A 10,212-nucleotide genomic window follows, 5' to 3' on the forward strand; every position below is an offset into this window, starting at 1 on the left:
TGCGCACCGCGAAGGCTGCGACGGGCCCGCCCGCCTCGCCGGCCCAGGACACGGCGATGCGGGCCGCCGACAGCGCCGCGTTCTCCTCCGCGACTAGCGCGAACACGGCCTCGGGCAGGAGCGCCAGGTAGGCGACCGTCACGATCCGCATGCGCGGGTCCCGATCGACCGCGCCGAAGGTGTAGAGCTGCTCCCGGCGCGTCCGCTCGGCCTCGATCGCATCGAAGCCGGCCTTGTCGCGAAGCACGCGTGCCGCCGCCGCGTCGAGGGTCTCGTCCGGGCGAACGAAGCTGCCCGGCAGTGCCCAGCGCCCGGCATGCGGGTGCTCGGCGCGCTCGATCAGCAGCACCGCTGGGTGGCCATCGCTAAGACCGAGCAGGACGAGGTCGATGGTCAGCGCCGGCCGCTCGAAAGCGGTGGGATCGTAGGCCTTCAGAAAAGCATCCTCGTCCATGGCGACACCATATATCCATTCTGCATCTAACTAAGATGCAGAATGGATATATGTCAAGCGGTGCGGTCGGCTCTGCCGTGCCTGGTGCGACGTCCCTCGCTACGTGAACGAACTCCCAGCAAAATTTGATCGTCACAGCCGCTTCCGCGTTGACGACCCGGATCGACGGCGCCCAGGGCGCTCGCCTTCGAGAAACACCGCGAGACCTGTCATGACCTGCATCCGATCGAAGAGCGTGAAGGCCCTGGCAATCTCGGCCGTCGTCGCGGCGAGCCTGACGAGCACCGCCTCCGCCGACTGCCTGCGGCGGGTCTACAACCGCTCGACCGCCGTGCTGGTGGCGAGCCAGGACGGAGGCCCCGCCTTCGTCGTCCCGCCGGGGCGTTCGGCCACCGTGCGCCTGTCGCGGCCCGGGCAGATCGACCTGACGGCGTACTGCTCACCGGTGGATCGCATCGGACGGCCGGTCGCCGGCGGACGGGAGGCCGCAAAGCTCCATCTGGACTACGAGGCGGTGCTCGACCGCTGCTTCATGAAGTTCGGCGACGGGTTCTTCCAGCCAGAGCTCGGCCCGGGCTTCTTCGGGACGACGAATACGGCGCCCTTCACCGTGAACAACCCGAAGCAGGGCGACGTCGTCCTCGGACCTTCCGGTGCCATCTGCTCGCCGGAGAACTGAGCGCGTCTCTGGCCGTTCTTATGAGGAGATCTGTGCCGGTCTCGACCTGTGGCGTATCGATGGGACCGAACATGACCGAGCAACACGGGGACGCAACACAGATGTCCGAGGTCCTGCGCCTCATCGGAACCTTGTCCGACGAGGTGCTCGATGCCCAGATCATGAAGCGGCCGGTGCCGGCGGTCCAGGTCGCGGCGTTGGCGGACGCGGCGCGCCTCCTGCAGGACCACGACATCGCCCTGCCGCCGATGCTGCTCCAGGTGCTGCATGGGCTTGATCGCGAGGGAGTTTCGCCGACCGACGACTCGGACGATGACACGTCGGATGCGCCGGACGAGGCGGATCCGGCCAAAGGCCTCAAGAGGTTCCTGCGGCCGTTTCGGAACTCTCGTTCCTAGGTCGGCTTCTCTCGGCACACACTGGGAGAAGACATGACCAAAATCACCACGCTTTCCGGCGCCGCCGCGATCCTGATGCTGACGGCCGGCGCGTCCTTCGCCGCCCCTTGCGCGGTAGGCACGACCACCAACAACCAGGGTGCGTCGTCCTCGGCCGACAAGAGCTCGTTGGCCGACGGCACCTCGACCGCCAAGACGACCCCCGGCGTGAAGGCCGAGACGCCCGGAACGGTCGGCGCCCTGAACAACGTCGGCGCCGGCACCAAGCCGGCCGACGGCGAGCAGAAGCCGGCGGAAGGCAAGGTGGTGAAGCCGGGCAGCAACGACTGCTGACCACCGTCGAACGGCCTTTTTCGATCATCCAATGGCCCTGCCGGTCTCGCCCGGCAGGGCTTTTTGTTCGTGCGACGCCTGGATCGAGGCCGCGTGCGAAGCTGAAGCGATGGGTCTCGCCGGAGCTTCACGAGGCGGTCATGCAGGGAGTCTACGGATCACGGTGTCCGCACGATGCGACGCACGGGATCGCCACGCGCCCACCATCGTGGAAGACGGACAGATCGCCGCGCGGCACGCATCCTCGCTGCACCGCAGCATGGCCTACCCCATCTCTGGTACAACGCAGTCATGGACCGTCGCACGCTGGTGCGCCCGACCCGGAGAGCCGCCATGTCGAACCTCGAACACCGCGCCGCCGCACGCATCACCTCTGGATCCACCTCGGTGCCGCTGCTCGTCCCAAAGCACATCCGTGAGCAGTACGGCGCGGCGCTGACCCGCATCCCGCACATCGCGCTCGGCGCCCGAAAGGTCGCGACCAGCAAGGCCCTGCCCGCCGTCGGATCGTTCGGTTGAGGGAAGATTTTCGCCGACGCTTCCGGACCGGCGGGCGGTATCCCAGATCGCGGCCACGTCGGAGTCGCCGAGCGATCCGGGACCTTTCGACGGGTGCGCCGGTTGATCAGCGCCGCATCCGTCAGCGGCCTGGAGTACGCCGTGTACAATCCCTTCTTCTCGTCGATGATGCTCGCCTTCGAAGCCCAGAAGGTCGTCGAGCTTCGCCTTGTCCGGCTCGCCTGGGGCGGCCGCGAAGGCACGGCCGAGATGCAGTCGATGGTGGTCGAGAAGATCCAAGCAAGCATCGAGGCCGCCGGCACGCTGATGATGGGCGGCTCGCCCGAGGTCGTGATCGCGCGATACCGCGAGCACGTGGCCCAAAACACCAAGCGGCTGATGGCGGCCTAGGATTCGGATCAGGCGGATGCCGGAGCCCTCGCTCGACGACGATGCGGGCGCGACGGCACCGACCGATGGCCGAGCGCTTCGATCGGGCCTCCATCCGAGGCGGTGGAAGCCCTATCGGAGCTGATCACCGAGACGCTGTGGGAAAGGCGGCAAGCCCTTCCTGCGACGGCGGCTCTGTCGATATCCGTCCATTGCGACATGCCTGCTTCAACCAGGCATTGCAGATTTAATTTATGATAACGTAGAGACGCGACGGCTTCGCTATGCGGCTCGAAGGACGGGCCGGTCGCAATCTCTGGTTGGCCGATCGGGATGCCCGCCCCTTCGCCCATCGGAGACGATGTTGCCCTGCGCTCATTTCGCCCGCGAGGATGGCGACAGCCGGACCGATGTGAGCGGGAGCGGCGAGTTCCGCGCGCTTCGACCTTTCGGCCGACGCACCCGGATCTCCGGGGATGCCGGGTGTCCGATGTCCGAGCGGGCGCCGCGCCTCGGGTCGATCCGCCGGTGAGCGACGCGCTCGGCTCCGACCAGTCGCCGCCTGCGCTGCTGATCCGCAAACTCGCGAGCACCGCGCAGCTCACCGACAGGGATCGCGGCGCGATCGGCACCCTGCCGTTCACGGTCCGCACCTTCCCGGGCCGCACCAGCATCGTCCACGAGGGTGACGCGCCCAAACAGTGCTGCCTGATCCTGGACGGGTGGGCCTATCGCTGCCGCACCCTTGCCAACGGACAGCGCCAGATCTTCGCGTTCTACGTGCCCGGCGACATGCCGGACATCGAGAGCCTGCACCTGCACGTGATGGACCAGGGCCTCGTGGCGATCGCCCAGACCACGGTGGCCTTCGTCGCGCACAAGGACATGCGCGCCCTGATCCAGAGCAACACCAACGTGGCGATGGCCCTGTGGCGCGACACCCTGATCGACGCCACCCGCTGCCGCGAGCGGGTGATCAGCCTCGGCCGGCGGCAGGCCGTCGGCCGGATGGCGCACCTGTTCTGCGAGATGTACGTCCGCTTGCGGACGGTCGCCCTGGCGGACGACCTGCGCTACCTGCTGCCGCTGACCCAGGCCGAACTGGCCGACGCCTTGGGCCTGTCGTCGGTGCATGCGAACCGCTCGTTGCAGGAACTCAGGAAGATGGGGCTGGTCACGCTCCACCGCCGCGAGTTGATCATTCAGGACTGGAGCGGGCTCGCGACGACTGCGGAGTTCGACCCGTCCTACCTTCACCTGATCTGACGATCCGGGCTGCGGACGGCGAGCGGTCGGTCGGCGCATCGGGCGGGGTCGATACGGCGCGGACGGGCCGGTGCAGCCGCCTTCACGAACGCGCCGCGCCGGCGGCTGGGATCATTGGGTTTGACGGCGCAGGGCGTGGATCGTTTCGACCGCGGACGAGCCGGAGGTTTCGATGTGGCAGACGAGGCGGAGCGTGAGCAGCGTGGAGTCGGCGTCGCGGATCGTCACCACGATGAAGCCACCGCGACCGTCGCCATCGAGGTCGGAGACGTAGCGAGCTGCGCACGAGATCGCGTGCGCCCGCGCCGCCTCGATGTCCGACAGCTCCGTGCCCGCCTCGTCCCGGAGGTCGACGCCGTCATGGATGTCGAAGTAGTATCGGACCATGCTCCCCCCGGCATACATCGCCAACCTATGTAAACAGAGTCCTCGACACCGAGCACTCTGGCGGGATATGACCCATATTGGTTAAGGGCAGGACTAGCCTTATGCATCGAACGACGCAAGATGTAACCCCACGGTCACAATGGCGATAGAGGTCAAGGTGCAGGAAGAGACCATTGGCGCCATTGGCGACGCCGTCGACCTGCTGATACAGGCTCGCGAGCGGCTTGAAGCGCATACGTCGTCGAAGACGCGCCTACTCCTCGACATGCTTCTTCTGGATCTTGCCGAACAGTTGGCTGCTTTCGCCGAAGAGGCAAAGCATTGACGGCAGGTGGACCGATTTTTCGCCGGCATATCGTCCGAATCGGATTCACTTACGACGCTTTCGGCGAAGTCGAGGGTGTCTAACGTGAAGCGCGCGCCTCCCGTGATGCGAATGCCCCCGCTTTGCTCGAGTGCCGTTCCCCTTCGGCGGGCGCGAACGACGTTCAAGACACTCAGAAGCATAGAGTGCGAAGAGAACGCAGCTTTAACGAAGCCTTTACTACGACGAGGGATAACCAAGAAGACAACCCTCGATTGCGCCTGACCGATGTACCTCCCGCTGATCGCCGCACTGATGATGCCCTGCGCCCTCATGGTGGTCGCGGTCTCAGTTGCCGGTCGCGGAGACCCTGACGACCGGTGGACCAAACTATCCCACTCCACTCGTCGCCTGATGGACCTGTAGGCCGAGCATGCCGCCTTTCGCGAGCCACACCTCGCGCCGTAGACTTTCGTCCGGCGACGAACCGGCGTTTCGTTTACGGCGCGTTAACCATTGCAACCGGAAGTTGATATTACAGGTTCTCGAAGACAGGTGATCACGTGGCTGGTCTTGCGCAACTCGAAGAACAGGCGGTGGAGAGGCTGACGCTCCGTCTTGTCGAGGACGCCTATTACGACCTCGCGGCGGTGGTGCAGGCGGCCAAACCGCAGGCCGCGGCCGCGCTCCTGGCGGTGATGGAGCAACGGGTGACCGACGTCCTCACCCTCCTGTGCCGGACCCGGTCCGAAGGCGAGCGCTCGGAAGTGATCGCGCTCGCGGTCGGCGAGCGCATCGCCGAGATCATGGACCAGGCGCATGGACGCCCGTCGCACGTCCGCGCCGCCTAGGGAGATCGCATCATGACCGTCGACCGCAGCGCCGGCTTCGAGAAACGAGCCGTCGAAGGTTTCCTCGGCGTCGCCTTGCAGGTCGCCCTGGTCCGCCTCGACGAACTCTCGGGTGGACGGGCCGAAGAGGCGCTCGACCATTACGAGCATTCGCTCGTCCAAGCCCTTCGAGGTTTGACCGGGCCCGAGGGAGCGAAGCTATCGACGAAGACCGCGGTCGAGGATACGATCGTGATCCTGCGCCGGACGATCGACCGCGCCAGCCGGACGATCGCGGAAGGCGAAGCTTCGACGATGCGGCGCTCGCCGATCGCAGCCTGACCGATCACCGATCGGCCGTAGGCCAGCAGAGTGATCGCAGGTCGCAGCCGGATGAGATCGACCGCGGGCGACGATGCCTTTTCTCTCACGTTCGCTGCTCGCAACGTCGCCAGAGGTGTTGGTCAGCGCAGTAAACGCTTGCAGCGAACGGACCGCGCGGAGCCCGCCTGCGGCGGAGGACGAATACTGACGGCGGGTCGCAACAGTAGCATCTGCGCAGGCACAGCAACCGGCTAACGGTCAAGCTATGTCGAATTTGCAACCCCGGGTTGATCTCAGGTGTGAAACTCAATCGCGCGCAATGCGTATTGGGTCGTGTCCGGACCGGCGACGACGCCGGCTCGGCTTCCTCCGACCTGAAAGCGACCGTTCCGATGATGCCCACGCATGCGCCGAAGCTCACCACCGATGGCGACCGGTCGATCGGAAGCCGCATCGCGGCGTATCGGACGGCGCAGGGCCTGAGCCAGACTGCGCTCGGTCAGGCTCTCGGGGTGACGTTCCAGCAGGTCCAGAAATACGAGAAGGGCCGCAACCGCGTGGGCGCCGCCCGCCTTCAGGCGATCGCCGACTTTCTCGGCGTACCGGTCTCGACCTTCTTCGATGAGCCGGCCGAGGCCGTCGACGGACGCGAGTCGATCCAGCACCTGCTGCAGGACCCGGAGGTGATGAGCCTGGTCCGGACCTTCGCCGGCATCTCCGACGCGGCGACGCGCCGCAACGTTCTCGCCATCGTCAAGGCCGCCGCCAGCCTCGCAACCACTCCTCCGGCGTCGGTCGAGTGATGCGGCTCCGACCGCGGCGGGTTCGGAGTGTCGGACGGCAGAGCCGACTTTTCAGTCGTCGCGCGTTGAGGGCGTACAGCCTCACAAATTATCTTTTAGTCCCAGACAAGATATTTTTGATGCTGCGCCGCCGTTTTATTGCCATGTGCGCGCAGCGCATGGCGTGACTTGGTCTTCGATTGACGAATGCGGTCGAAGGGCGGCAGTATAAAAGAAGAACTACAAATTTCTTGCATTATGTTGCGTTGCAAAATCCGCATATCGCACCGCACCATTTCCGTGTTTCAATCTCTTGGTCGGTCGGCTCTGCAGGCGACCCAACCGGAGATTCGTCATGCGCTTCACCCACGCCCTCACCGTCGTCGCCCTCGTTTCGGCGCCCTTCGTCGCCGGCACCGCGATGGCCGGCGAGCCGCTCAACCTCACCCCGCCGCTCTACCGCGAGCAGGCCCGGACGATCCGGCAGACCCGCGCGGCCAGCGACATGCTCACCACGCCGCAGCCGGTCATCGCCGCCAAGCCCGTCGAGGCCCGCCGCGTCGTCGAGGTGGTCGCCGAGGCCAGCGCCGCCCGCTGATCCCGCGATCGGTCGGCCGACGCGGCTCCTCGAACGAGCCCGCGGCCACCTTGCGCCGGAACGCCGCCCGCCTCCGGCGCGGGCAGGGCTCCGGCGGATCGCGTTTGACGGTCTGAATATTCTACGCACGGCGTGGCCGGTCTCTTCCGCGAAGGAGACCGCGTCGATCGCAAATCCGTAGCGCGGAACCTCGCCCTATCGGATCTGCCGTTGCGCGGCCTCCCGCACGGCAGCAGCGTGGAACCGAAAACGAAGACGTGATCGTCACGCTGGGCTCGGTCGCGCGCCCAAGGACGTGCCAAACGCAGGAGGTGGCCTCGGCCGTCGAGCACGCCAGTTAGGCGATCGCCGCCCCGCAGCACTTCCCAAAATTTCTCCTCGCGTGAAGCCGATCCGAGCCGGGCGTTTGACCCGCGGAACGAGGACCGGCGCAAGGCTTAAGGCCCCTTGCAAGCGTGCGGCGCGCCTTGGGATTGGGAAGGCCCGAGTACGGTTCTGGGACCGGGTCCCGCCCATCGCCCCGGCGCTCGCCTCCGCCATCCAACCGCACAAGCACATGACGGTCGAAGCCGGCGGCAAACTTTGGTTCTGTCTGCGCCGACCGCGCACCTGCCTACGCAAGCCCGAATTGGGGCGGCTCCGCTGAAATCATGGATCAAGTGGCGACCGAGACCGTCGGCTCGGACCCGAATCGGCAACGGACCGCACGCCGCCCTCGCCATGCCGACCCATCCGCTTCTCGCCGAGGCGAAATGCCCGCGTCGGAAGTCCGCGGTCGTTTGGAGCTTATCCAGGCTGTCCGAGTTGCCCCCGGCATTTCCGATTTCGATGGCGACGCCCTGCGGTGGCCGTCGCTCCCCCCGCAACAGGTTCGGAGACCATGATGGGACGACCTGGAGACCTCGACATGAGCCGACGCGACGTGGTCGCCACCGCGACCGCGGCGGCGGCCCTTTCCACTCTTCCCTCGGGCGCCCGCGCCGAGGGCGCCGCCACGGGCCAGCCGGTGCTTGCGACGGTGTCGTTCACGATCAACGGCGAGCGTCGCGAACTCGAGCTCGACACCCGCACCAGCCTGCTCGATGCGGCGCGCGAGCACCTGCACCTGACCGGCTCGAAGAAGGGTTGCGACCACGGCCAGTGCGGCGCCTGCACGATGATCGTCGACGGTCGGCGCATCAACGCCTGCCTGACGCTCGCGGTCATGCACCAGGGCGCGGAGATCACCACCATCGAGGGGCTCGGCCAGCCCGACAACCTCCACCCGATGCAGGCCGCCTTCATCCGCCACGACGGCTACCAGTGCGGCTACTGCACGCCGGGCCAGATCTGCTCCGGCGTCGCGGTGCTCGCCGAGATCGAGGCCGGCATCCCGAGCCACGTCACCGCCGACCTCACCGCGCAGACCACCGTGACCGAGGCCGAGATCCGCGAGCGCATGAGCGGCAACCTGTGCCGCTGCGGCGCCTATTCCAACATCGTCGAGGCGATGAGCGAAGTCGCCGGCCTCGAGACCGGCCGGAGGCACGCATGAGGTCCTTCACCTACGAGCGCCCGGACACGGCAGCCGCAGCCGCAGCCGCCGTCGCCGCCACGCCGAACGCGAAGTTCATCGCCGGGGGCACCAACCTCCTCGACCTGATGAAGCTGCAGATCGAGACGCCGACCCACCTCGTCGACGTGAATGGGCTCGGGCTCGACCGGATCGAGGCGACGCCGGACGGCGGACTGCGCATCGGCGCGCTGGTGCGCAACACCGACCTCGCCGCCGACGCGCGCGTCCGAAAGGATTACGGCGTGCTCTCGCGGGCGCTGCTCGCCGGCGCTTCGGGGCAACTGCGCAACAAGGCGACCACAGCCGGAAACCTGCTGCAGCGCACCCGCTGCCCGTACTTCTACGACACGGCCCAGGCCTGCAACAAACGCCAGCCCGGCTCGGGCTGCTCGGCCCTCGACGGGGTGAGCCGGCAACTCGCGGTCGTCGGCGGGAGCAAGGCCTGCATCGCCACGCATCCCGGCGACATGGCGGTGGCGATGCGCGTCCTCGACGCCACCGTCGAGACGATCGATGCGAAGGGCGCCGAGCGCAGGAGCCCGATCGCCGAGTTCCATCGCCTGCCGGGCGACGCGCCGGAGCTCGACACGACGCTGCGCTCAGGCGAGCTGATCACGGCGGTGACGCTGCCGAAGCCCGTGGCGGGCACGCACATCTACCGCAAGGTCCGCGACCGCGCCTCCTACGCCTACGCGCTGGTCTCCGTGGCGGCGATCCTCGGCAAGGACGGCGCCGGGCACGTCGCGTTCGGCGGGGTGGCGCACAAGCCCTGGCGGGTGGAGGCGGCCGAGGCCGACCTGCCGCGCGGGGCGAAGGCGGTGACGGACGCGGTCTTCGCCGACGCCAAGCCGACCCACGAGAACGCCTACAAGCTGAAGCTCGCCGAGCGGACCCTGTCCGCGGCACTCAACCAAGCCAGGGCCTGAGCCATGAAGTTCGATCAGCCAGCCGGCCAGAACTCCATCGACCAGCTCAAGGTGGTGGGCAAGCCCACCGATCGCATCGACGGAAAGTACAAGACCACCGGCACGGCGGCCTACGCCTACGAGCGCCACGACGTGGCGGCGAACCAGGCCTACGGCTACGTGCTCGGCGCCAGCATCGCCAAGGGCCGCGTCCGCGCGATCCACACGGAGGACGCCAAGCGCGCCCCCGGCGTGCTCGGGATCGTGACGACACTCGAGACCCCGCGGCTCGAGCGGGGCATGATGAACGCCGCCTACCTGTTCGGCGGCGACCAGATCCAGCACTACCATCAGGCCGTCGCCGTGGTGGTGGCCGAGACCTTCGAGCAGGCGCGCGCGGCGGCCTTCCTGGTCGCGGTCGACTACGCCCCGGATGCCGGCAAGTTCGACCTCGCGGCCGAGGCGAAGGGCGCACCGCCCGTGCCGGGCGACAGCGGCGAGGGCAGCGG

General features: G+C 67.3%; 15 protein-coding genes and 1 pseudogene. 14 read left to right on the top strand and 2 right to left on the bottom strand.

Annotation, left to right across the window (positions count from 1 at the left end; genetic code table 11):
* Nucleotides 1–454, bottom strand: a 454-nt coding sequence (locus FV222_RS09495; protein WP_147813994.1) for an NUDIX domain-containing protein, incomplete at its 3' end; no start/stop codon positions are given.
* Nucleotides 455–665: 211 nt separating this feature from the next.
* Between FV222_RS09495 and FV222_RS29480 the strand changes: the two genes are divergently transcribed.
* The 6 genes from FV222_RS29480 to FV222_RS09530 all read left to right on the top strand — a co-directional run bounded on the left by FV222_RS29480 (nt 666) and on the right by FV222_RS09530 (nt 4,018).
* On the top strand, nt 666–1,133 hold the full coding sequence (locus tag FV222_RS29480; protein WP_187277279.1) for a hypothetical protein: 468 nt from the start codon (nt 666–668) through the stop codon (nt 1,131–1,133).
* Between the two features lie 101 nt (nt 1,134–1,234).
* Complete coding sequence (locus tag FV222_RS09510) at nt 1,235–1,531, top strand: hypothetical protein (RefSeq protein ID WP_187277280.1); 297 nt, start codon at nt 1,235–1,237, stop codon at nt 1,529–1,531.
* Between the two features lie 33 nt (nt 1,532–1,564).
* The gene (locus FV222_RS09515) at nt 1,565–1,864 is read left to right on the top strand and encodes a hypothetical protein (RefSeq protein WP_147814001.1); all 300 of its coding nucleotides are present in this window, start codon (nt 1,565–1,567) and stop codon (nt 1,862–1,864) included.
* 333 nt (nt 1,865–2,197) lie between these two features.
* Entirely contained in the window at nt 2,198–2,383 is a 186-nt protein-coding gene (locus tag FV222_RS09520) for a hypothetical protein (protein ID WP_147814003.1), read from the top strand.
* 141 nt (nt 2,384–2,524) lie between these two features.
* Nucleotides 2,525–2,773 carry a hypothetical protein gene (locus FV222_RS09525; RefSeq protein ID WP_147814005.1) on the top strand — a complete coding sequence of 83 codons (249 nt, stop codon included), beginning with the start codon at nt 2,525–2,527 and terminating at the stop codon, nt 2,771–2,773.
* A gap of 507 nt (nt 2,774–3,280) precedes the next feature.
* Nucleotides 3,281–4,018: a Crp/Fnr family transcriptional regulator gene (locus tag FV222_RS09530; RefSeq protein ID WP_246685394.1), complete on the top strand. Its 738-nt coding sequence runs from the start codon at nt 3,281–3,283 to the stop codon at nt 4,016–4,018.
* A gap of 111 nt (nt 4,019–4,129) precedes the next feature.
* Here FV222_RS09530 and FV222_RS09535 read toward each other — a convergent pair whose 3' ends face one another.
* A complete protein-coding gene (locus FV222_RS09535; protein WP_147814009.1) occupies nt 4,130–4,405 on the bottom strand; it encodes a hypothetical protein in 276 nt (91 codons plus the stop codon).
* Nucleotides 4,406–4,544: 139 nt separating this feature from the next.
* Between FV222_RS09535 and FV222_RS29485 the strand changes: the two genes are divergently transcribed.
* The 8 genes and pseudogenes from FV222_RS29485 to FV222_RS09570 all read left to right on the top strand — a co-directional run.
* Entirely contained in the window at nt 4,545–4,730 is a 186-nt protein-coding gene (locus FV222_RS29485) for a hypothetical protein (RefSeq protein ID WP_187277281.1), read from the top strand.
* Nucleotides 4,731–5,272: 542 nt separating this feature from the next.
* Nucleotides 5,273–5,560, top strand: a complete 288-nt coding sequence (locus FV222_RS09540; RefSeq protein WP_147752068.1) for a hypothetical protein — start codon at nt 5,273–5,275, stop codon at nt 5,558–5,560.
* Nucleotides 5,561–5,572: 12 nt separating this feature from the next.
* Nucleotides 5,573–5,881: a hypothetical protein gene (locus FV222_RS09545; RefSeq protein ID WP_147814011.1), complete on the top strand. Its 309-nt coding sequence runs from the start codon at nt 5,573–5,575 to the stop codon at nt 5,879–5,881.
* Between the two features lie 374 nt (nt 5,882–6,255).
* Nucleotides 6,256–6,666, top strand: coding sequence for a helix-turn-helix transcriptional regulator (locus tag FV222_RS09550; protein WP_147752070.1), 411 nt, complete (start codon nt 6,256–6,258; stop codon nt 6,664–6,666).
* 334 nt (nt 6,667–7,000) lie between these two features.
* Nucleotides 7,001–7,243, top strand: a complete 243-nt coding sequence (locus FV222_RS09555) for a hypothetical protein (protein WP_147814012.1) — start codon at nt 7,001–7,003, stop codon at nt 7,241–7,243.
* An 883-nt stretch (nt 7,244–8,126) separates the two neighbouring features.
* Nucleotides 8,127–8,777: an aldehyde dehydrogenase iron-sulfur subunit PaoA gene (gene paoA / locus FV222_RS09560; RefSeq protein WP_147814014.1), complete on the top strand. Its 651-nt coding sequence runs from the start codon at nt 8,127–8,129 to the stop codon at nt 8,775–8,777.
* Nucleotides 8,774–9,724 (top strand): xanthine dehydrogenase family protein subunit M, encoded by a 951-nt coding sequence (locus FV222_RS09565; RefSeq protein WP_147814016.1) that lies wholly within the window; start codon nt 8,774–8,776, stop codon nt 9,722–9,724. The genes paoA and FV222_RS09565 overlap by 4 nt, the downstream gene beginning before the upstream one ends.
* A 3-nt stretch (nt 9,725–9,727) precedes the next feature.
* Nucleotides 9,728–10,212 (top strand): annotated as a pseudogene (locus FV222_RS09570) (xanthine dehydrogenase family protein molybdopterin-binding subunit); the annotation flags it as partial.

It is taken from the genome of Methylobacterium sp. WL103 (assembly GCF_008039885.1).
Classification (GTDB): domain Bacteria; phylum Pseudomonadota; class Alphaproteobacteria; order Rhizobiales; family Beijerinckiaceae; genus Methylobacterium; species Methylobacterium cerastii.

Coding starts and splice junctions, on each gene's coding strand:
- FV222_RS09535 (WP_147814009.1), bottom strand. CDS start 4,405: ATGGTCCGATACTACTTCGACATCCATGACGGCGTCGACCTCCGGGAC.
- FV222_RS09520 (WP_147814003.1), top strand. CDS start 2,198: ATGTCGAACCTCGAACACCGCGCCGCCGCACGCATCACCTCTGGATCC.
- paoA (WP_147814014.1), top strand. CDS start 8,127: ATGGGACGACCTGGAGACCTCGACATGAGCCGACGCGACGTGGTCGCC.
- FV222_RS29485 (WP_187277281.1), top strand. CDS start 4,545: ATGGCGATAGAGGTCAAGGTGCAGGAAGAGACCATTGGCGCCATTGGC.
- FV222_RS09550 (WP_147752070.1), top strand. CDS start 6,256: ATGATGCCCACGCATGCGCCGAAGCTCACCACCGATGGCGACCGGTCG.
- FV222_RS09510 (WP_187277280.1), top strand. CDS start 1,235: ATGTCCGAGGTCCTGCGCCTCATCGGAACCTTGTCCGACGAGGTGCTC.
- FV222_RS09545 (WP_147814011.1), top strand. CDS start 5,573: ATGACCGTCGACCGCAGCGCCGGCTTCGAGAAACGAGCCGTCGAAGGT.
- FV222_RS09565 (WP_147814016.1), top strand. CDS start 8,774: ATGAGGTCCTTCACCTACGAGCGCCCGGACACGGCAGCCGCAGCCGCA.
- FV222_RS09555 (WP_147814012.1), top strand. CDS start 7,001: ATGCGCTTCACCCACGCCCTCACCGTCGTCGCCCTCGTTTCGGCGCCC.
- FV222_RS09515 (WP_147814001.1), top strand. CDS start 1,565: ATGACCAAAATCACCACGCTTTCCGGCGCCGCCGCGATCCTGATGCTG.
- FV222_RS29480 (WP_187277279.1), top strand. CDS start 666: ATGACCTGCATCCGATCGAAGAGCGTGAAGGCCCTGGCAATCTCGGCC.